General features: G+C 70.2%; 23 protein-coding genes and 3 pseudogenes. 13 read left to right on the plus strand and 13 right to left on the minus strand.

Annotated elements, in window-relative coordinates:
* Positions 1-810: an orotidine-5'-phosphate decarboxylase gene (gene pyrF / locus AB0924_RS35100; protein WP_366913623.1), complete on the minus strand. Its 810-nt coding sequence runs from the start codon at positions 808-810 to the stop codon at positions 1-3.
* 318 nt (positions 811-1128) lie between these two features.
* On the opposite strand from pyrF, the gene AB0924_RS35105 reads away from it, so the two are divergent.
* The gene (locus tag AB0924_RS35105) at positions 1129-1581 is read left to right on the plus strand and encodes an alpha/beta fold hydrolase (protein ID WP_366913624.1); all 453 of its coding nucleotides are present in this window, start codon (positions 1129-1131) and stop codon (positions 1579-1581) included.
* Between the two features lie 669 nt (positions 1582-2250).
* Here the strand turns inward: AB0924_RS35105 and AB0924_RS35110 are convergent.
* Positions 2251-2718, minus strand: coding sequence for a helix-turn-helix domain-containing protein (locus AB0924_RS35110; RefSeq protein ID WP_358938526.1), 468 nt, complete (start codon positions 2716-2718; stop codon positions 2251-2253).
* Positions 2719-2808: 90 nt separating this feature from the next.
* Here AB0924_RS35110 and AB0924_RS35115 point away from each other — a divergent pair, with 90 nt between their 5' ends.
* The 4 genes from AB0924_RS35115 to AB0924_RS35130 all read left to right on the plus strand — a co-directional run bounded on the left by AB0924_RS35115 (position 2809) and on the right by AB0924_RS35130 (position 4985).
* Entirely contained in the window at positions 2809-3303 is a 495-nt protein-coding gene (locus AB0924_RS35115; protein ID WP_358938524.1) for a PaaI family thioesterase, read from the plus strand.
* 433 nt (positions 3304-3736) lie between these two features.
* Positions 3737-3937, plus strand: a complete 201-nt coding sequence (locus AB0924_RS35120) for a hypothetical protein (RefSeq protein WP_366913625.1) — start codon at positions 3737-3739, stop codon at positions 3935-3937.
* A 138-nt stretch (positions 3938-4075) separates the two neighbouring features.
* Positions 4076-4759, plus strand: coding sequence for an HAD family hydrolase (locus AB0924_RS35125; RefSeq protein ID WP_358938520.1), 684 nt, complete (start codon positions 4076-4078; stop codon positions 4757-4759).
* Between the two features lie 4 nt (positions 4760-4763).
* On the plus strand, positions 4764-4985 hold the full coding sequence (locus AB0924_RS35130; RefSeq protein ID WP_366913626.1) for a hypothetical protein: 222 nt from the start codon (positions 4764-4766) through the stop codon (positions 4983-4985).
* A gap of 29 nt (positions 4986-5014) precedes the next feature.
* Here AB0924_RS35130 and AB0924_RS35135 read toward each other — a convergent pair whose 3' ends face one another.
* The 8 genes and pseudogenes from AB0924_RS35135 to AB0924_RS35170 all read right to left on the minus strand — a co-directional run.
* Complete coding sequence (locus AB0924_RS35135) at positions 5015-6445, minus strand: hypothetical protein (RefSeq protein WP_366913627.1); 1431 nt, start codon at positions 6443-6445, stop codon at positions 5015-5017.
* 352 nt (positions 6446-6797) lie between these two features.
* Positions 6798-7058, minus strand: a complete 261-nt coding sequence (locus tag AB0924_RS35140) for a helix-turn-helix domain-containing protein (RefSeq protein ID WP_358938514.1) — start codon at positions 7056-7058, stop codon at positions 6798-6800.
* Positions 7059-7449: 391 nt separating this feature from the next.
* On the minus strand, positions 7450-7677 hold the full coding sequence (locus tag AB0924_RS35145) for a hypothetical protein (protein WP_366913628.1): 228 nt from the start codon (positions 7675-7677) through the stop codon (positions 7450-7452).
* Positions 7678-7726: 49 nt separating this feature from the next.
* Entirely contained in the window at positions 7727-8854 is a 1128-nt protein-coding gene (locus tag AB0924_RS35150) for a serine protease (protein ID WP_358938510.1), read from the minus strand.
* Positions 8855-9397: 543 nt separating this feature from the next.
* Positions 9398-9502: pseudogene (locus AB0924_RS35155) on the minus strand (pyridoxal-5'-phosphate-dependent protein); the annotation flags it as partial.
* An 81-nt stretch (positions 9503-9583) separates the two neighbouring features.
* Positions 9584-10303 carry a YoaK family protein gene (locus tag AB0924_RS35160; protein ID WP_366913629.1) on the minus strand — a complete coding sequence of 240 codons (720 nt, stop codon included), beginning with the start codon at positions 10301-10303 and terminating at the stop codon, positions 9584-9586.
* A gap of 214 nt (positions 10304-10517) precedes the next feature.
* On the minus strand, positions 10518-11321 hold the full coding sequence (locus AB0924_RS35165; RefSeq protein ID WP_366913637.1) for a hypothetical protein: 804 nt from the start codon (positions 11319-11321) through the stop codon (positions 10518-10520).
* Positions 11322-11383: 62 nt separating this feature from the next.
* Positions 11384-11659, minus strand: a pseudogene (locus AB0924_RS35170) (phosphotransferase); the annotation flags it as partial.
* 153 nt (positions 11660-11812) lie between these two features.
* Here AB0924_RS35170 and AB0924_RS35175 point away from each other — a divergent pair.
* Positions 11813-12298 (plus strand): VOC family protein, encoded by a 486-nt coding sequence (locus tag AB0924_RS35175; protein ID WP_358938504.1) that lies wholly within the window; start codon positions 11813-11815, stop codon positions 12296-12298.
* 394 nt (positions 12299-12692) lie between these two features.
* Here the strand turns inward: AB0924_RS35175 and AB0924_RS35180 are convergent, their stop codons facing one another.
* The 3 genes from AB0924_RS35180 to AB0924_RS35190 form a co-directional block, all read right to left on the minus strand.
* Positions 12693-13088: a gas vesicle structural protein GvpA gene (locus AB0924_RS35180; protein WP_358938542.1), complete on the minus strand. Its 396-nt coding sequence runs from the start codon at positions 13086-13088 to the stop codon at positions 12693-12695.
* A 201-nt stretch (positions 13089-13289) separates the two neighbouring features.
* Positions 13290-13637, minus strand: a complete 348-nt coding sequence (locus tag AB0924_RS35185) for a hypothetical protein (protein ID WP_366913630.1) — start codon at positions 13635-13637, stop codon at positions 13290-13292.
* A 96-nt stretch (positions 13638-13733) separates the two neighbouring features.
* Positions 13734-13934 (minus strand): hypothetical protein, encoded by a 201-nt coding sequence (locus AB0924_RS35190; RefSeq protein WP_366913631.1) that lies wholly within the window; start codon positions 13932-13934, stop codon positions 13734-13736.
* 18 nt (positions 13935-13952) lie between these two features.
* On the opposite strand from AB0924_RS35190, the pseudogene AB0924_RS35195 reads away from it, so the two are divergent.
* From AB0924_RS35195 to AB0924_RS35225, 7 genes and pseudogenes are all read left to right on the plus strand, one after another.
* A pseudogene (locus AB0924_RS35195) lies at positions 13953-14168 on the plus strand (IS6 family transposase); the annotation flags it as partial.
* Between the two features lie 282 nt (positions 14169-14450).
* Positions 14451-14759, plus strand: a complete 309-nt coding sequence (locus AB0924_RS35200) for a hypothetical protein (RefSeq protein ID WP_358938498.1) — start codon at positions 14451-14453, stop codon at positions 14757-14759.
* A 757-nt stretch (positions 14760-15516) separates the two neighbouring features.
* A complete protein-coding gene (locus AB0924_RS35205; protein ID WP_358938496.1) occupies positions 15517-15624 on the plus strand; it encodes a keywimysin-related RiPP in 108 nt (35 codons plus the stop codon).
* Between the two features lie 159 nt (positions 15625-15783).
* Positions 15784-17637 (plus strand): asparagine synthase-related protein, encoded by a 1854-nt coding sequence (locus tag AB0924_RS35210; RefSeq protein WP_366913632.1) that lies wholly within the window; start codon positions 15784-15786, stop codon positions 17635-17637.
* Between the two features lie 128 nt (positions 17638-17765).
* The gene (locus tag AB0924_RS35215) at positions 17766-18026 is read left to right on the plus strand and encodes a lasso peptide biosynthesis PqqD family chaperone (RefSeq protein ID WP_358938492.1); all 261 of its coding nucleotides are present in this window, start codon (positions 17766-17768) and stop codon (positions 18024-18026) included.
* Between the two features lie 75 nt (positions 18027-18101).
* Positions 18102-18518, plus strand: coding sequence for a lasso peptide biosynthesis B2 protein (locus AB0924_RS35220; RefSeq protein WP_358938490.1), 417 nt, complete (start codon positions 18102-18104; stop codon positions 18516-18518).
* Positions 18519-18521: 3 nt separating this feature from the next.
* The gene (locus AB0924_RS35225) at positions 18522-20453 is read left to right on the plus strand and encodes an ABC transporter ATP-binding protein (protein ID WP_358938487.1); all 1932 of its coding nucleotides are present in this window, start codon (positions 18522-18524) and stop codon (positions 20451-20453) included.
* Positions 20454-20544 lie beyond the last annotated feature (91 nt).

The raw sequence follows: 20544 nt of genomic DNA on the forward strand, positions 1-20544 counted from the left end.
TCAACTACGAGCCGACAGGTTGGCGCAGACACGGTGGAATGCAGACAGCGGGTGCGGCGCGCGCGTGACCGTGCGGCCCACGACCACATGTGAGGCTCCCTCCGCGACGGCGGCCCGCGGTGTGCCGGGGCGGGCATGTTCGGCAGCAGACTCGCCGGCCAAGGCAACTCCGGGGGTGACGATCAGGGCCTCGCTTCCCAACGCCCTGCGCAGAGCTGAGACTTCCCGCGGTGAGGCGATCACGCCGTGGCATCCGGCCCGCTTGGCCAGGCTGGCCAACCGCAGCACTTGGCCCTCGGTGGGGCCGGAAACGCCGATGTCGACGAGGTCGGCGTCGGTCATGCTGGTGACGACGGTGAGGGCAAGGACACGAAGGTCGGGATAATCGCGGGCCGCATCCACCGCGGCGGCCATGATCCCGGTCCCGCCCATACTATGCACCGTCACCATGGAGACGCCGAGTGCGCCTGCCGCGCGGACTGCACCGGCGACGGAGTTCGGGATCTCGAAGAGCTTGAGGTCCAGGAACACCTCGTTGCCCTGGGCGACGAGGTGTTCCACGAACTGGGGTCCGACCGCGGTGAGGAGTTCCAGGCCGATCTTGTAGAAGCGGCACTCGTCACCGAGTTGATCGACGACAGCTTGAGCGGCTGGACGGTTGTCACAGTCCAGCGCGACGATGATCTGACGGGTCGGGTCCATGACGCCATTGTGATCTCGCAGCGTCGACCGCTTCACACCGCCCCATTCTCCATGGCCTGCACCACCCTGGAACAGGACCTCGGCGACACCGTGAACGTTTCCGGTCACAGCACTAGCCCACGGCGCCGCACAACACAGAGCGCAGCCGCCGCCAACAGATCAGCACGCATCCGAGGGTGAGGAACGCTTCGTGGACGTCGTCGCGGACCTAACAGGCCGCCGCCAGCACGGAGAACGTGCACGTCACACGACTGGCCCTCTGCTGTGGCGCGAACCGTCCCGCGCATCGAGCTTGGTGTGGGCGGGGAAACGACGCCCCGGCCGAGCTCATGGAACGGAGCCTCATGCCCGTCACCGTGAAAGACCACCGGGTACCCCCACAAGTCCACCGTCCCCGCGAACAAGGGCAAGGACGTCGAACTCTTCGTGCGGGAGCGCGACGGCACGCCCCCCGGCCACCTCGACGAGCGCACGGCCGTCCTGATGCTCCACGGCCGGAGCGTTCCGGTGCTCGCGGGCTTTGATCTCGATTTCAAGTCGTACAGCTGGGCCGATGCGCTGGCGAAGGCCGGTTACGACGTCTTCATGATGGACCTCCAGGGCTCGGGGCTGTCGCCGCGGCCGAAGATGGACGACCCTCGCAACGTCAACCCCGCCCAGCAGAACCTTCTGAAGCCGAGACCTCCAGGTTTCACGCCGGGCCCGCCGAACTATCCGTTCCAGCTGACCAACTCGAACAGCGATCGGGACGAGCTGAACACCGTAGTGGAGTGGATCATCCGTGAGCGCGGGGTGAAGAAGGTCGCCTTCATCGGTTGGTCCGCGGCCGTGTTCACGATGGGGCCGTATCGGTGCACGTCGGAGGCTTCTCCCAGGTGATGTAACAAATCTGGTTACATTTGAGGGTGAAAAAAGGCCGATCCATGTGGGTCGGCCGGGGTGGACTGCGGCTCGCTCGAGGGGTCAGGCGATTGTCTGTTTGAGCACGTCGGCGACGGTGACGGTGGCCAGTTCGGCTGTCATCGAGTCGTGCGCGCGGCCGTACGCCTCCTGCAGTACGGGTGGAATGCCCCGCCCGACGGGGCACTCCTGCCCAGCGGGATCTGCGTGAGCAGGTGCGGGCCAGCCACGCGGCAGCGGCCCGGAAGGTCGTCGAGGGCGCCGCAGACTAGCTCGGGCAGCGAGGTCGGCGCCTCGTTCGACGCAGGCTGTACGCGGCGGGGGAGCGCGACCAGCTTCCCGCCCGGGCCCTGGCCGCCTCCCGGGGATGCGGCAACCCCACCGCAGGGCCTGGACTTCGTCGCGAGTACCGCGGCTTGAGTCCGGCGAGTGGGTGGTGAGGGTGCGGACGACCATGCGGGGCGAGTCGTCGGGCGGCTGCACGGCCGGACGGGGTGGGTGGCTTCACTGCTGGCCCCTGAGGCGTGGTCGCTGGTGCCGGCCCCGGACTTTCTACATGTCGCGGAAGTCGCTGGGCGGCGATCGAACCCGCGCGAGAGTGCTGCTTTGGCGACACTGAGCAGGCATCAGTCCGGCCTGCCGGACCTGTCAGGTCATGGGTCGGGCTGAGGCCCCGGGACGCGTGTAGGCCTGCCGCGGGCCGAGAGGCCCGTGTCCGGCAGCGCAGACGACCACAGCCTCCGCGGACTCGCCGCACTCGCGGTGCAGGACCTCCAGGGGAGGGCCCTCCGGGTCTGCCGCGTACTGGTCCCCCCACTGCTTCAGAGCCATCATCGCCGGCCACAGGTCCCAGCCCTTTCGGGTGAGGCGGTACTCGTGCCGGGTGCGGCTGCCGGGCTCACGGTAAGGGGCGGTGTCCAGGACTCCGGCCCTAACCAACTTGCGCAACCGGTCGGCCAGTACCGCCTCGGACAGCCCCATGTGTCGACGGAAGTCGTCGAAGCGCCGGACGCCGTTCATAGCGTCGCGCAGGATCAGCAGCGACCACTTCTCGCCAAAAAGGTCGAGAGTTCGCTGGATCGTGCAGTTCTCGGTGCTCGTCTCCAGCCATGTCATGAAGCCATCCTAGGCTGGCTTCATCGTTGACAGCTAGACTCCAAACTGGCTAGCTTCGAGGGTCAAAGTCAGCCATTAGAGGGAGCCGTCATGGACAGGTCACGCACGTTCAGCTGGGATGACCCGAGCGTTTCAGCTGCCGCCGTCGGGCAGCAGAGCGGTCTCGATTTCCTCAACGAACTCCTGGCCGGGCGCCTCCCCGCTGCGCCGCTCGCTGCGACCTTGGGCTTCACGCTCGAGGAGGTCGAGTACGGCCGGGCAGTGTTCGCCCTGGCCTCGGGCGAGGAGCATTACAACCCCATCGGCAGCATGCACGGCGGCGTCTATGCCACCCTGCTCGACTCGGCAGCGGGATGCGCGGTGCAGTCGACGCTCCCGGCGGGGATGGGCTACACCTCGATCGACCTGAACGTGAAGTTTCTGCGCCCGAGCACCGTCGACACCGGCAAGGTCCGTGCCGTCGGTACCGTCCTCAACAGCGGCCGCCGCTTGGCTCTTGCCCAGGCCGAGCTCTTCGACTCCGCTGACCGGCTGCTGGCGCATGCCACCAGCAGCTGCCTGCTCTTCCCCGTGCCCCCGCAGTAAGCCCTGGAGGTAGCGCGCAGGGCGAGAACACGCGGCTGAATCTGCCCACTTGTGGGCAGGCCACCTGCAGGCTGGCTCATCGTGTGTTGGACGCTGACGGGGGCACGCTGTTGGGTGACGAATAAACAAGGCGCCCTTGGGCTCGACGATGCGAGCCCCGACGTGGGAGCGGCGGCGGAGCGTGCGCGTGTCCCGAAAGTTGTAGTGCGTACGAAAACCATGTCGGTGATCCTGTCACCAGTCACTGACAACCCCTGGCCGCCTCAACCAGCTTCGGTGGCAGCGGTGTTCAGCTGGTCAAGTCCAACGCATGCAGCCTCGGCCACATCGACAGCAAGCCCGCCTATGTGGCAACCAGCGTGCTTCGGCCCAGCCGTCACCCGATCAGTGGTCACTCTGAAAAAGCTCATCTTCTCGAAGAGAATCCGGAAACATGACGAACCGTGCCGCCCGCATGGAGACCACCGAGATCTCGGACGCCGAGCTGGACAACGTCTCCGGCGGTCTCGCCGCCGGAGGTGCCGGCTGCCTCTACCTGGACACCCCGCTCGGGACCGTCGGCGGCGACCTCCTGGCCGTCGCCTTCCCGCAGGGCGTCACGGCGGGCGCGAGCCTGCACGCCACCACTGTGTGACGACCACGCGCAACCCCCGCAGGGGCCCGGGCCGACCGGCCCGGGCCCCCGCGGCGTCGCCGTGCCCGGGCGGCCCGCCGCGGCTCTTTCACCCGGGCGGTCCGACTCGGAAGGGTTCACCGAGGGCAGGCACTGCACATGCCTGTGATCTTCTTCGACATCGGGGCGACCCTGGCGGACGTCCGTACGGGACCCGACGGCTCCCTGGCGCTCCGGCCCCTGCCGCGCGTCATGGCCGTGCTCGACGCCCTCCACGAGGTGCGCCAGGGCATCATCTCCAACCCCGGCCCGAGCGAGGACGACGTCCGGCGCGTCGCGGCCGCGCTGCACGCGGCGTTCCCCGGCCGGTTCAGCGACGGGGCGCTGGTGCACTGGGGCGTGAAGGACGGCCGCGGCATCTTCGACCGGGCGGTCGCGAGCACCGGCGAAACGGCGCCCGACGCGTGCGTCTTCGTCGGCGAGGACGCCCAGGAGCGCGCCTTCGCGCGCGAGGCGGGGATGCGGACGGCGGCCCACCCGGTGTTCGCCCTCGCCGCGACGCAGAACCGGGCCGTTCTCCGGGCGCGCGTCGCACTGCCGGACGGACGGGACCTGTCCGAGCTGACCACGGCCATGAACGAGACCGAGGCCGTCGTCGTGCAGACCGTCTCCGAGCGGCTCGCCCTCGCCATGGTGACCACCGAGGGCGCCCAGGCGCTGGAGCGGGCCGGCTTCACGGTGGAACCGCGCGGCCCGGTCGACGCCACGGAGACCTTCCCCTTGGCGCAGGGCCGTCCGGCGGCGCAGGAGCCGCTCGCGAACGCGCCGCGACCCGGCCGGTGACACCGTGCCCGATACGACCGCGAACGGCGAGGAGGACCCGGCGGGCGGCGGCGCGGGGGAGCAGGGCGGCGACGCCGAGCGCCGGGCCGCCGAGAGGTTCGTCACCGATCTGTTGGCGCGCGGTGAGGCGGTGTTCGAGGGGGAGGAGCCGACGGCCAGGACCACGCACGTCGTCAGGCGCGAGGACGACGGACGGCTGACCGCCCGTCGTCTGCGCTTCCACTGATCCGGTCGTCCGCCGGTCCGGCCGACCGCTCAGTCGAAGCCCCGCCGGACCAGGACGAGACCCTCACCGGTCGTGCTGGGCACGATCTCGTGCGTCTTGATCCGCGAGGGGCGGTCGTCGACGAACGCGGCGGCGGAGCGGTGCTCGGCGGGCACGTGGACGCGGCCGCGGCGGAACAGGTCCTCCAGGTACGACGTGGCCACCCGCTCGGGATCGGCGGGCCGCAGGGAGCCGCCGGCAGGGTCGGAACCGGCGATGCCGAACCGGCGTTCCCCTGCGGGAGCGGAGAGGGTCACGGGCTGCGTGATGCCGTACGGCGCACCGTGGACCGTGACGTCCGCGAGCCCGTCGTCGTCGGCACCGCCCGGCATCGACTCGTCGATCCCGGCGGCCCGGCGCGTCACCTCGGGCTCGGTGAGGGACGCGGCGGCCTCCAGGGAGAGGATGCCGTGCCGGATGAACGCCGAGCGCAGGGCCTGGCCGTACAGGCCGCCGTTGCGGCGCTGGTCCGCCGCGATCATGTGACCCGCGAGCTGCGCGTAGTACGCGGCCACCACGGGCGCGGCCACCGCTGCGTCCACCAGCAGCTGTCCGGCGATCTCGGCGGCTCTGGCCAGGCCCGCCTGGTCCTGCAGGTCCTGCTGCCGGAAGATCCCGGCGACGACCTTCAGGAACGCGCCGCTGAACACCCGGGAGAAGGAGTGCGGCTCGCTGGACAGTGTGTTCGCGGGTCCGCTCGGCGGCAGCTGTACCGGGTCGCGGTAGAAGAAGCTGTTCGCCAGGTTGCGCAGGCAGTCCTGGTCGACCGCGTTCGGGTGGCCCTTGCGGATCGCGGCGCCCAGCTGCTCAGCCATTCGCGACACGCGCGAGGACAGTTCGAGGTCGCCCTGCGTCTCGGCCAGCACCGCGACCCGCAGGGACTCCAGCCTGAGCGAGGTCAGCAGCGCGCTGATGTCGCCGAACGCCTCGTGCACGGCGGCCGTCTCCGCGCTCGCCGTGTTGAACAGCTGCGGGCGCAGCGCGTCGAGGATCGCGTGTCCCGTCTCGTGTGCGACGACCTCGGTGCTCTCGCAAGCGGCGACGATGACACCCGCCACCGTGTGGCGGAAGAACCACAGGCCCTTGCGGTCGTAGAAGGCGTTGAGGTCGTCGCCCGCGTCGAGGTGCGCGGTGAGGGCGCTGCCGACCGACGCGTGCCACCGCGTTCCGGCCGGGACCAGCGGGCCCCAGGTCTGGCCGGCCCTGCTGAGCCCGTCGGCCGCCACCCAGTAGCGGAAGGCCTCGGTGCCCGGCCCGGCGCCATTGGGTTGCGGCGCGGGATCGGCTATGGCCATCGGGAAGGGCCGGCCGTCGAGGTGCGGGACCGGATGCGGTACGGGCATGTGGACCTGGGGAGGAAATCCCGGGTCGTCCTCGTACACCAGAACCGTGGGCATCGTGGCGTGCTGCTGCACCGTCATGGCGCCTCCAGGGGATGGGGAAATGGTGGTTGATGGCATCCCCCCACAGGGCAGCTCCGACCGGGAGGCCCTCACTGTCAGTACGGGACCACGCCGGTCGGGTATCAAGGTGAGCGCGGCCGGACGGGTGACGGGGCGCGCCACGCCGACCGCCCGGTACGTGCGTCTCGGACTGTCACCATGCCTCCATGACCGCAGACCAGCCCCGCACGCCCGACCGCCCGCTCCTGCGCCGCCCCGGTGACGGTGAGCTGATCGACGTCGCCGGGGTCGCGCACTTCTTCCGGCTCACCGGCGAGCACACGGGCGGGCGGTTCGCCTTCGAGGAGTTCAGCCTGGCCCCTGCGGCCGATCACCGTCTTGATGCGGGCAAGGGTCCAGGTCTGATCTGGCCAGCCGTGGGCGACCGGGCCCCTGGCCGGCTCCTCCTCCAGCACGGCGAACAAGCATCGTTCAGCTTCGGGCGGGAGACCGGCCCGCGTGAGCGCAGCCCATCAGGGCCCCGTTCCTGCCATGACCGCCGCCATCTTTGAACGGACCGGACGCTGACCTGTAACTCCTTCGCGACCGCGGCATTGTCGTGCCCAGCGGCGAACAACTCGGCCGCCGTCATCCGGATGTGCTCACGAAACGCCTGCCGCTCAGGGGACAGACAGACCCCCACCCTGCGGATACATACCTCACGCGTTGGGCATACCGCGACGATCAAGACCTGTCAGCCAGCAACGACACCGCGCCTACAACCTCAAGTAGCAACGAATTAGGTCCTGACGTCCACGCCCGGCATCGGCGTCAGGACGGGAGCCACAGGTTCGAATCCTGCGCCGGGAGCGCTCGTCAGGAGATCAGGAAAATCAGCGATGACCGGGGGAGTGTACCGACATGACAGAGCGGGACACAGTCTCACTGGGTCCCGCTCTTGGTCGTTGACTCACGGTGAACGCAATAGACCTACGCTAAGCGCGGGCTTCTCGGAGAACTTGGCCCACGCGCGGAGCTCCGGGTCACCCTCGCTGCGCGTTCACATCGCCGCCGGTGTCCAAGAGGCAGACGGGGTAGCCATCGACGTCGCTCGGGATCTCGCCCACCTCATCGTTGGGGTTGACCAAGACGACGATGCAGGGCGAACCATCGGGTTGCGTGCCTGGCGCGACGCCCACTACCCCGGCGATCCCACCGCCCATCCACTCAGTGGCTTTTGCCACGGCGCCGACGAAGTCGTGCTCATTCACCGTTGTCGCCCGGCAGCCGCTTGCATCGGGGGGTTGGCCGCACGGCTGATCATCGTGTCTCGGTGATGGTGATGCCGAGCAGCTGCTCCACGAGCGGGACCGGGTTCATGATGGTTACATTCGGCGAGCCCGCGAAGAGCAGTCCGACGGCACCTTCCTCCAGGTCGCAGACCAGGCTTCCGGAGTCGCCGCCTGCGGACATGGGGGTGGTGAGGATCTGGTTGGCAAACCGGGCAACGCGCCCATCGCCGTAGTTGACGTCCACGGTGGCGTTGATGTTGAGCACGCGGCCGGTGGTGTAGTTGGTCGTCCGGCCGCACTTTTGTACCAAGGTGTCGATCTGCGGTGCCGAGTTGACACGCTTGACATCGCCCACCCAGTACAGGCGCCGGTCCAGGTTACGGAAGTCGGCTTCGGCGATGGCCGCGTCCACGTAGTTCAGCGGCGCGGCTCCGTCCTGCATGTACTTGATGGGCACGTAGCGGCTCAGCCATGCGATCGTGTCGTTCTCCGGGGTGCCGCCGTCGTACGGGCCGGGCTGCAGAACCGGGTCACCGATCCGGGCGTCGTTGGAGTTGGCCAGTACGTGGTTGTTGGACAGCACGTAGTACTTGGGCGGAACTCCGGGAAACGCCTGAGCGTCATAGACGCAGCTGCCAAGCGTGCCGGCGGTGATCTTGTAGTGGCCGATGCTCACCCCACCGAAGGCGGGACGGACCCGGGGCGTCAGAGCCTGGGGTCTGGCGATGGCCAGCCCCGGAGTCGCAGGAGCCGGTGCGAGAAACTCGCGCGTTCCGATCGCGGGGGGGCGCTGTTCCAGGAAGTCCTGTGCGACCTGCCGCCCGCGTCCGACCTCCATGACGCCGTCCATCATGTGCATGGAGACGTTGGGGGCCAGAGCGGGGCCGACGCCAGCGAAGATGGGACCGACCTCTACGACGTCGATGGGCGTGTCACCGCTGAGCGTCACCAGGTCATCCCGGCCCAGCATGTCCTCGCCGAGTTTAGTCTCGACCAGCGCCACCAGCGACTTCTGGTCGGTGCGCTGGCCGCCGACGTACTTGTAGCCGAGGGCGACCCCGACAACGTTGGGCTTGGAAAGCAGGGCTTCCTGTTCGCTCGCCTGAATCTCTACCAGGTCACGGAATTCGGGATGGATCAAGTCCTTGCGCTGCATGCGCGTCCCTTTCGTGGAACCGATTCGTTGAGGTGAAAGGCCCAGGTGGGCCCTCTCGATCGTCGCCCCATCTACTCGGTGTTGCTCAGTCGCAAATGAGTGAACTTCCCTGAGAGGCAGAGAGGTGGCGGTCTATCGAGTCGGGCGGCGGCGGACCCTCAACGACTGTTACTGACGTTGTTGGCGTGGTGTCGTCATGGTGAGACTGGTTTCGGCGAGGCATCCGTTGATGAGGTTGCTGCGGTAGTGGATGTGGCGGAGACCGTGTCGGAGTGTGCTGGTGAGGTGGTCGGGGTCTGTGAATGCGGTGTTGGCTTGGCTGCTGCGTCGTAGCAGGCCAAAGCAGCGGTGGAGAAGCGGCGCTGGGAGCGTCCCCTCACCCGGATGAGGGTGTGTGTCCGCGCCGGGCCCAGGTCCGTGCGGTGGGCACCACCTCGACCTCTTCCACCACGACCACCCTGCCTTCCAGCGCGGCGCTCTGACTGAGTACGCCCGCGGCCCCGAGGCGCTGCACCCCGGCAGCCTCGGCGACGCCGCCGCCTGGTACGTGACGACCTCGGCGCCGTATCCGGTGGTGGCCGCCAGCTCGGATCGGGGGGCGTCCTCAGGTATCAGGATGACGGCGCTGGTGTCCAGTTCACGGGCGGCGGACCGACGCACACGCGCGAACGGCAGCGCTACGCCGCTGAGCGGTGCGTCGGCCTATGCCGCGGTTCCCGCGGTGGCGGATCAGTGAGCGGTCGGTGAACCCGGTGGCGGTGGTCCCGTGCTCGCCTCGCCGCGCTGCAACTGCCGCGTCTGCCGGATCAGCAGCGCGAGCACGCCCGTGAGCAGACCGGCGGCCACGCCGACCGCCGGTGCGCCGACCAGACGGGTCATTACCGCGCCCGTCATCGCGCCGGCCGCGAACGACCCGATGATCACGGCGTACCGGCCCGCGCGCCGGGCGGCCGCCGGTTCTCCGGCCGCCAGCCACCGGTGCGTGGCGGCAATGCCCTTCTGCAGATTCCCGCTCTCCGCCAGCGTCGTATAGGGGGCGTCGCGGAGTGTGGTGAAGGTCGAGAACTGCAACGCCGCCACGAACGACACCGTCACCGTCGTGACTTGTTCCGGCACGTCGTCGGGCAGTGCCGCGATCAGCGCCAGCAGGACGATCTGCAGTGTGACGACAAGTCGCAGCGGCCGGCGAATACGCCGCTCCACATGGGACAGACCGAGCACTTCCACCAGCAGCACGCCGATGCCGAAGGCCACGACCGGGATGAGCAGCAACACCGCCCTGTGCCAATGCCGGGCCGTGAGCTCGACGCAGAACATCAGCACATTGCCCGACTGCAGATTCGCGAACACGTGGTGCCGGACGAACGTGTACGCGTCCAAGAACCCGCCGACTACCGCCAGAAGCATCCCGACGATCAGCGTGTCGGGACGGCGATGGATCGTAGCCATGCAGCACAGCATGCATGACGCGACCTGCACGGCCTGCGGTCGACACCTGCACCGCGTCCAAAGCCGTACAGAGGGGCCGATCTGCCTGGCCGGAAGCCCGGGTCGATTTAGGCGGTGCCCCTTCTTGTTTGGGCCACCTCGGTGAGGGCCGGGGGTGTGAGGAGGTGCAGATAGTGCGGGTGTCGCGTCCCGCTGCCGGTGGTGATCGGGGCTGTCAGCATCTCCCCGACACGGGAACGGGCGCACGCCTTCTCCAGGGCGCGGCGCTGCGCCTCTTCACCGAGGGCTTGCAGGCCGCTGACCTGCGCGCACAGCGGCTCCCAGGTGATGGGTTTGCCGAGCGGGCGGAGTGTTCGAGGACGGCGCGCGCGGCGTCGGCGACCCGTTCGATGGTGCGGGGCCCGGCGGGCGGCGCCTCTTGGCGGCCCGCCCGCGTCGGCGGCGGCGACGGCGTCGGGGCCGTCGCCTTCCGCGGCGTGAGCGGCGCTGGTGGTGTGTGTCTCCTCCAGTACGCGATCCGCTCCCGCACACGGCCACTGATCCACGGCGCTGCCAGGCGCGCCCGGTCCTCGAGTCGGGTGAGCAGGCGCCGCTGCTCGCCGAGGGTGAAGTGGCCGCGGCGCCGGTCGAGGGTGTGCAGCAGGTCGGTGACGGCGTCGGCCGCCGTGCGGCCGGGGCTCGCCGAGCTCCGGGCCGGGGCACGGTTGTTCGGAGAGCGCGGGGGGAGCTGGCCGCGCTTGCGTCGGGAGGACGTCGGTGGCGCGCTGACGCCAACCCCGCGCTCGGAGCGTAGCAGCAGGTCGGCCGCCCGGCGCAGCAATGTGTTCTCCTCGGCGCCCACACCACCGCTCGCGGCGGCCCAGGCGTGGGTGAGGCACTGCCGCAGGGCGCTTGCCGGACGGCCCTGCTCGATCGCCTGCGCAAGTGCGTCGAACGCCTCCACTCGGTCGTCGCGCGCCCGGAACGCGGCCACCTGCCCGGCCGCCCGCTCGGGCCCGGCGGCCGAAGTCCGTCGCACGGTGGTGCCGCGCAGACGCCGCACCTCGTGGAGGTCCCGATTAAGCAGGCCCCGATTTCCTGGGGCTCGCGGCGAATCACGTCCACGGCTCGTTGCCACAGCTCAGGCTGATCGGGGCCTTCGGGCGGGGGCATCCGCTCGGGAGAGGTCTATGCCCGAGAGGCGCGCGGCCGCGCCTCTGCGGTCACCGGCAGTCGGTGGATGCGACGCAACAGGCGCGCCAGAAGCTCGGCACGCCGGTCGGCCCGCTCATCACCCAGGCGCGCGGTCCCCGGCAGCAGGGACATCAGCAAGGAGGGGTGATCGCAGTACTGCGCTGTTGCGTCCACGGCCACCAGCCTTTGCCTTCCGATCGGCAGGGCAGGAACTCCAGGTGGCCTGCACGAAGGCCCTTGCAGGGTCACATGGTTGATGTCAACCAAGCTTGAGCTTCTAGGTTCCTTCCAGAGCCGCAGGAGTCGACCAGCGGTTCCTTTGCAGGGAGGTTCGCCATGACCGAGCACACGACCCACATCGAGATCCCTGACCGCTACCGCTATGCCGTGATTCCGCACATCATGGTCGATGACGCCGCCGCGGCGATCGATTTCTATCGGCGGGCGTTCGGCGCCCGTGAGGACTTCAGGATCGACGCTCCGGGCGGTGGGATTCTGCACGCCGAGATCACCATCGGACGGTCGACGCTGATGCTGGGCGACGCCAGCGTGGGCGAGGCGGAGGCCGCCTCCTTCGCCGCGCCGACCTCGCTCGGCGGGGGTACGTCCGTCACGCTGCACGTCTTCGTGCCGGACGTCGACAGCCTGGCGCAGCGCGCGGAAGCCGCCGGCGCCGAGATTGTCCAGCCACCGAAGGACATGTTCCACGGTGACCGCACCGTCATCCTCAAGGATCCTTCCGGTCACATCTGGGTATTTCTGACCCACGTGGAAGACGTCTCGCAGGAGGAGCTCTCGCGCCGACTGGCGGCCGCCAGGTGACCAGACCCGGTGCGTGCGCTGTCGCTTGACGGCCGCGAAAAGTGCCCGGCCCGGGGGCGGGCCGCTGACTTCGGCGTGGGGTCCGTTGCGCGGGTCGCTGTCCCGCGGCCTCGACCTCGCCGTCCTCGGGCCACAGTCCCAGTCGGGCTCAGGCCCGCGTCCGGCGGCGCAGTTCGGCGGTATGAAGGGTGACCGGCTGGATTCGGCGGGGTGCACCTTGCCGCGCCATCTCGTCGTCCGGGGCTGACCGGGGAAGGCCGTCTGTGCTGTCGGCGACGTGGCGGCGAGTGTCCCTTGGCGGGCTGCCCGGCAGCGCGGCACGGATCAACCGGATGCTGTCAGTGCCGCACGGGCTGTGGTGAGGATCTCTTCGGAGAGCGGGGATCCATGGGCCTTATTCCTCTCTCCTGCGCGCGGTTCGGGCGCCGTGACGTTCTCGGCCCTCGTCGCGTGCCTGCTGGAAGGCATCGGAGATGGTCTCCGCGGCGCCGGAGAGGGTTCCCTTGGTCTTGCCCTGGGCGCCGGACTGCGTGAGCTCGCCCGTGAGCTCGGTCAGCCCGGCCGGCTTGCGAGGCCCTGCTTCAAGGTCGAGACGGTTGCACGCCTCGGCGAAGCGAAGGTAGGTGTCGACGCTGGCGACCACGACCCGTACGTCGATCTTGAGTATCTCGATACCGACGAGCGAGACCCGCGCGAACGCGTCGATCACCAGTCCGCGATCGAGGACGAGTTCCAGAACGTCATAGAGGCCGCTGGAGCCGCCCCCACCGCCCTGTGTGGTTACGGTCATCGCGACCAACCCCTTGTCATCGCTACTGTGCGGGGTTCCGTCGGCGGAGACGGTCGGCGGCGGCGCGTCGGCCTTGCTGTCCCTTGCTGCGACGAAGGCTTCCGGACGCGAGTAGCCCCGACCACCTGCAACCAAACAGCAGTCCGGGATATGCGGAGTCAGCCGACATATGCGGTCTTCGGCGCGAATCAACTGCGGTCCTCATGTTTGGTTGCGGCCAAAGGCGCGGGCGTGGGCGATCGCGTCCAGGATGACGGTGTGGTGATACCAGTCGAGTCTGGCTCCCGCCTGCTGGGCCGTCTCGTGGAGAGCGTGGGCGCAGGCGGGGTGGAGGCTGTGCTGCGGCAGGTGGTAGTGGGGGGAGACGATGCTTTGGAGGCGGCCGTCTTGCGCGGTGATCGCAATGCTCTGGCAGGAACGGGACCCGGAGGAGAGCATCTGCCCGGGAAGCGGCGGTGTAGGCGGGATCGGTGGTGACGTCGAGAACGGTGCACGGCACTGAGCCGTGCGGGCGGCCAGGGCGGTGCACCAGCTCTTCAGCGTGTACATCCCCGCTGCGGGGCCCGCTCCTCTTCGGCGACGAAGGCTCAGCAACTCTCATCCGGTGCAAGCTGACAACCTCGATCGCGGTCGGCCGGCGAGGGATCAGTCGATAAGCGCTTGGTCGAGGGTTTCGTGGCAGTCGATGAGGGTGTCGACGCCGACGAGTTGCAGGGCGCGCAGCACCACACCTGTCGGGCTTGCCAGGCGGAGCCAACCGCAGGCCTCCCTGAGCGCGCGATATGCGGCGATGGGGATGTCGATGCCAGTGGTGGGTACTGTCACGTTGACTGACCGGTTGATCATGGTGGAGGGGGACCGTCCGTGGACAGCGCGCCGCCGTACAAGGGGCACCGGTACCCGGTCGAGATCATCTCCCACTGCGTGTGGCTGTACTTCCGCTTCCCGCTCAGCTTCCGCGAGGTCGAGGAGCTGATGTTTCAGCGCGGCGTGATCGTCTCCTACGAGACCGTCCGCCGCTGGTGCGCGAAGTTCGGACAGGCCTACGCCAACGGACTGCGTTGCTGCCGGCCTCGGCCCGGGGATAAATGGCACAACCGCGGCCATGACCAAACTGGCGGCGCGCGATCGGGCCCAGCTCGTGGTCATCGCCTACCAGTGCGGCCTGGCCAGTCCGGCGGCAGAACCGGAGCGCCCCCCCACGCATGCACGTGATCGCCGACACGGTACGCCCGTGCCGCCCCGGCCGTAGGCGGGCGTGCCGCATACCGCGGACGTGGTAGCCGGGAATCGCTGCAGGGGGACGACGCGCGAGGGACCGTGCCTGGGTGAAGGTGGGAGGGCGAACGGAGGTCCCCCACCATGATCGAAGACCACGCTCTGTCCCCGAGGTACTACGAGACGGCCGACGGCGATCTGCCCCCCGCCCCCAAAGAGCAGGGAGCCGCGGTGGTCCTGCACGAGCACGACCGGCTCGCGGCCGTGGCACCGCACCTGTCCCTCCTCCGCTCCTCCCTGGCCTCCGACGCCGGCCGAGGCCACCGGGAGGGCCGGGACGGCCGAGCAGCCCACGGCCACGTGCCGGCCCGTCGGCGCGAGCCCTCTCCGGCGAGCGCAGCCGGTCGGCTCACACTGCCCCAGTGGGTCAGCAGGACCACCGGCATCAGATGACCGCCCCGCGGACATCGGCGGCCTGCCGACCGGCCGCACCCCGGCAGTTCAAGATCACCGACGGGCACTCGATTCCTGGCCGCCGAGGCGGCCAGGAATCATTCGTCGTGCAAGGCCGCGAGAGCCACCGGTACGGCGAGGCGCGGTCGGCGAGAGCAGACGCGCCCGGCGGTCCGGATATGAAATACCTGCGGTGTTACCCGTCAGTTCTTGCCCGTCAGCTCTCATGGGAGAGTCGCGGATCACCGCGAGAGCCGACTGAAAACGCTGGCCAATGATTATATCTTCGACAGTTGAAGCTTTTGTCGATTTCTCTCACGGTGGCAGGTGCCGGCCCACGGACGCCCCGGACGGCCGAGAGGGACCTCTGATGGCCAGGTAGCCATTGACCTGGGCAAACCGGTCGGCGGTGGTGCGACCTACGGGCCTCGGACGCACCCGATTCCCCTCCGGGCAGCGGGAAAACCCTCTCCGGTACCCTCAAACCTGCTTTCCATGACACGTGTTCCCCCGCTTTCGGCGGCATCCACCCGGGAAAAGGTGCAGAGTTCGCTTCCCGCGTGCTACGTCACCTCCTCCAAGCACTGTTGTGACGATCCGACAGGCGCCCCTAGGGTGACTTACCGAATTGGCCGTCTGCGGATCCGGAACCGCGGTGAGAAACGGTCCGATTCGAACAGGTGCCTGTGCCGACGTTTCCTTCACCCGACTGACACGGCGGCGGCTGACGTCGTCGTGAACGAAAGGATGTGTGGCCATGACGTACGAGCGTCCGACCCTCAGCAAGGCCGGCGGTTTCCGCAAGACGACGGGCCTGGCCGGCGGTACCGCCAAGGACCTCCTCGGCGGTCACCAGCTCATCTGACCACGAGCCGACCGGGCCCTGCCCTCCTCCCTCCGGAGTGAGTGACCCGGGCCCGTTCAAGGCGGCGGAGGGCGGTCACCGACTGCCCTCCGCCGCTCCGCCCGGCCCGTCCTTCCCGCCGCATCCGCGCCACGCCATCGACCGGAGGTACGTGAGTCCATGAACAGCCCCGCGCTGCCCGCCGTGGTGCCCGCCTGGTTCGTGGTGCTGCCCGATACCGACGAAGCGGCAGCCGTGGCGGCCAGAGCTCTGCCGCACGCCACCGAGAGCCACCCGCACGTCTCGGGCCGGCCGTGGCTGATGGGGCGCTGGGATCCTCGGGAGCTGACGGTCGGCGAGTGCGGCGGGGTGCGCCTGGCGGTGCTGGGTGAGCACGCCGTCACCGCCGAGGAAGCGGCCCGCGCGGCGGCCGCGGCCACCGATCCGGCCTCCCTCGACCGCTACGCCAGTTCCTGGCACGGCAGTTACCACCTCCTGGCAAGTCTGCACGGCCGGGTACGTGCGCAGGGCACCGTGACCGGTGTCCGCTCGCTGTTCCATGGCGGGGCGCACCGGGCCCACCTGGCGGCCGACCGGGCCGACGTCCTGGCCGACCTGATCGGGGCATCCCTCGACGAGGGCCGGCTCGCGCTCCAGATGCTCAGTCTGGGCGTGCTCCACCCGCTGTCGGCGCGACCCGTGTGGCGCGGAGTGGAAGCCCTGCCCGGCCACGACTACCTGGTTCTGGAACGCGACGGCCGGGCACACCGGAAGCGCTGGTGGTGGCTGCCGCGTCGCGACGTGCCGTTGGCCGGGGGCGCGGCGATGCTGCGGGACGAGCTGCGCCGGGCCGTCGAGGTCCGTGTCCGGGACCGGGACGTGGTCACAGCCGATCTGGGCGGCCTGGACTCCACCGCCGTGGTGTGCACCGCGGTGGCTGCCGGCGCCAAGGTCGTCGCCTACACCGCGGCGACCCACGACCCGCGCGGCGATGACGTCCACTGGGCCCGCCGCACGGTCGAGGAGTTGTCGTCGGCCGACGGCGGCGGGCGGATCGAGCACCACATCGTTCCCGCCGACGATTTCCCGCTCACCTTCGACGGCGTGGACGCGCTGACCGACGTACTGGACGCCCCGTCGCTGTACGCGGTGGACCGCAACCGGCGGATGAGCCTGCTCCACCTGGCCGCGGATCGGGGATCCACCGTCCACCTGAACGGTTTCGGCGGTGACGAGCTGCTGGCGGGCGCCTCCGCCCGCGTCCACGAGCTGCTGCTGCGCCGGCCGCGCACCGCCGTCCGCCACGCCCGCGGGTACCTGGCCAAGTACCGCTGGTCGCGGCGGCGAGCCGTACGCCAGCTGCTGGACCGGCGCCCGTACGGGGCGTGGCTGGAGCAGATCGCGACCGACCTGACCGACCCGCTGCCCTCGCTGGAGGAGCCGTTGTTCCAGTGGTGCTCGCCGGCCAGGATGCCGCCGTGGGCCACCGCGGACGCTGTCGACGCGGTGCGCGCACTCATCCAGCAGGAGGCCGCCGTGGCGAGGCCACTGGGCCCCGGGCACGGAGAGCACCGCGAACTGGCCACCATGCAGGCGGTGTCACGGTTCGCCAGGCACCTCAACCAGATGACACGTCAGCGCGGCCTCCTCTTCGCCTCCCCCTTCTACGACGACCGTGTGGTGGAAGCCGGCCTGGCGGTGCGCCCGGAGGAACGGGTGACTCCGTGGCGGTACAAGCCGCTCGTGGTGGAGGCCATGCGCGGCGTCGTCCCCGAGGCCAGCCGCACCCGGGCCACCAAGGCCAACGCCACGCTGGAGGAGGAGGTCGGACTACGGCGGCACCGGGAAGCCCTGCTGGCGCTGTGCGAGGACTCGCGGCTGGCCGGGCTGGGCCTGATCGATGCGGACGTGTGGCGCGCCTGGTGCTCCGGTCCGGTGTCGGCGGAGCTGGAGAACGTCCTCCTCCACCCGACCGTCGGCTGCGAGGTGTGGCTGCGTACCCGGGAGACCCTGCACCGCCCTGCGGACGGCTGACGCCGGCGCCGCCACGCGCCACCGTTCACGTGCCCCGGCGGCCCGGACGCGACCGCGTAGATACCGCTGCGGCACGCCCGTCAACCCCTGCCCCACCGGCAGACACCCCTCGCTACGGAGGTTGTCCGATGAAACTGGAACTGCGCGGCGGCATCCTGATGGCCGAGACCGAGTACGGCCTTGCCCTGCTGGACGAGAAGAGCGGCGAGTACTGGACCCTCAACCCCACCGCCGCCGTGGTCCTGGAGACGATGCTGGCGGGCCGCGACGCGGAAGACGCGGTGCACGCCCTCACCGAGCGGTACGACGTCAGCGACAGCCTCGCCCAGCAGGACGTGGACCGCATCCTCACGGAACTGCGGTCGGCCGGGCTCGTCAACGAGAACTGACGGGCGAAGCGGCCGGCGACCCGAGAAGCCGGAGCGCCCCCTCACCACGCCCACAGGTGCAGAGAGGAAAGCCCCATGTCGACACCCGAAGCGGTCCCCTACCGGCCTCGTTCCGTACCCCTGCCCACCCGGTTGGCGGCCCGCCTCGCCGTGGGGTGCGCCCACCTGCTGGCGACCTTGCCGCCCGCCCGGATACGCAGCCTGCTGCGCCAGGTGCGCCGTGGCGCACGGCCGGCCTCGGTGGCGCAGACCGCGGCCGCCCTGGACACCGTCCTGGCCGTGAGCCTGACCGCCGGTGGCCGCAAGGGGTGCCTGCCCAGGTCGCTGGCGACCGTCCTGCTGTGCCGGATGCGCGGCCAGTGGCCCACCTGGTGCGTGGGGGTGCGCAAGCAGCCGCCGTTCGCCGCGCACGCCTGGGTGGAGGCGGATTCCCAGCCGGTCGGCGAGGACTGCCCCGCCGACTACTTCCAGCGCTTCTTCGCGGTCGACTGACCCATGGCCGGACTGCCGCCCACCACCGCATGCCCCGGCACCGCGACGACCGTCCAGACCCCCTCGGCGGACCCGGGAGGCGCGGCACGGTCCGGCGCGCCAGCCGCGGTCGCCGGAGCCGGGGGCGCCGCCTCCCGGACGCGCGCCCTCAGGGCACCGTCCGGCTACCGGGCGCTGGCGGCCTCGCTCCGGCCCCACCGTCGCACCGGCCTCGCCGGGGCGCTGCTGGGACTGGGCGGCAGCACTCTCGGCCTGGCCCAGCCACTGGCCGCCAAGCGGTTGATCGACAACCTGGGCTCGGGGCGCACGGCCACCGGTCCGGTCCTGGTCCTGGCCGCGCTCCTGCTGGGGGCTGCCGCGTTCTCCGCCCTGGGCCAGTACGTCCTGCACCGCACCGCCGAGTCCGTCGTGTGCTCCGCCCGGCGGCGGATCACCGGGCGCCTGCTCCGGCTGACGGTGCCCGAACTGGACCGGCACGAACCGGGTGAGCTGATCAGCCGTGCCACCTCCGACACCATGCTGCTGCGGCAAGCCGCCACCCAGTCCGCGGCGCCCGCCGTCACCGGCGTCGTCATGCTGGTCGTGACGCTGGTGCTGATGGGCCTCGTCGACCCGGTCCTGCTCTGCGTCACGCTCACCGTCGTGGCGGTGCTGGGAACGGTCGTGGGGGTGGCGACACCGGCCATCGGGCGTGCCACCCGGCAGGCGCAGGAGTCGGTCGGCGAGATCGGCGCGGCTCTGGAGCGGACCCTCGGGGCGGTGCGCGCGGTCAAGGCTGCCGGGGCCGAGCAGCGGGAGGCGGCTGCACTGGACCGCATGGCGCAGGACGCCCGTCGCACAGGGGTACGCGCCGCCGGGTGGCAGGCCCTGTCGGCGGCCGCCTCCGCCGTCGCCGGGCAGGCGTCCTTCCTGGCGGTACTCGGCGTGGGCGGTGCCCGGGTCGCCTCCGGAGCGATCAGCGTGTCCACCCTGGTCGCCTTCCTGCTGTACCTGTTCGCGCTGGCCCCGAGGATCAGCCAGCTCGTCGACGCCGTGGGGCAGCTCCAGGTCGGCGCGGCCGCCGCGCTGCGCATCGAGGCGATCGGGCACATGGACACGGAACCGGCCGGCCCCTCCCTCCCCGGCACGCCCCCTGCAAGCGCCGCGGAGGCCGCGGGGCGGTCTGCGCGGCCGGCGGCCACGGTGCGCTTCGAACAGGTGGGCTTCCGCTACCAGCCCGGGCTGCCCGCCGTCCATCGCAGCGTCTCCTTCACGGTGCCCGCCCGGGGGGTGACCGCCCTGGTGGGCCCCTCCGGCGCGGGCAAGACCACCGCCTTCTCCCTCCTCGAGCGCTTCTACGACCCGGACACCGGCCGCATCCTCCTGGACGGGCGCGACCTGCGACAGTGGCCCCTGGCCGAACTGCGCGCGGCCATCGGTTACGTCGAGCAGGACGCGCCCGTCCTGTCCGGCACCCTGCGCCAGAACCTGACCCTGGGCGCATCGCACACCACGGACGAGGAGCTTCGGGAGACACTGCGCCGCACCAGGCTGGACCCTGTGGTCGCCCGTCTTCCGCAGGGACTGGACACCCTGGTCGGCCACCGGGGCAGCCGGCTCTCCGGCGGCGAGCGCCAGCGCGTGGCCATCGCCCGGGCCCTGCTGCGCCGCCCTCGGCTGCTCCTTCTGGACGAGGCCACGTCACAGCTGGACGCCGACAACGAGGCGGCACTGCGGGAGACCGTGGCGGAGGCGGCGCGGGACATCACCGTGCTGGTGGTGGCGCACCGGCTGTCCACCGTCACCACGGCCGACCGCATCGTCGTCATGGAGGCGGGCCGGGTCCGGGCCGTGGGCACCCACGCGGAACTCCTCGAGACCGACTCCCTCTACCGCGCCCTGGCCACGACCCAGATGCTCAGCCCTAGGGCGACGCCCGCGGACGGAGTTGCCTAGTGTCCCGGTCTTGAGTTCTGGTCTCGCCTCGTGAGTCGCCTTCCGTTTCAGATTCGGGCGTTTGCCAGTTGCGAGGTGGCTGGGGGCGGTG

The sequence above is a fragment of the Streptomyces sp. NPDC047869 genome, assembly GCF_040704065.1.
Classification (GTDB): Bacteria; Actinomycetota; Actinomycetes; order Streptomycetales; family Streptomycetaceae; genus Streptomyces.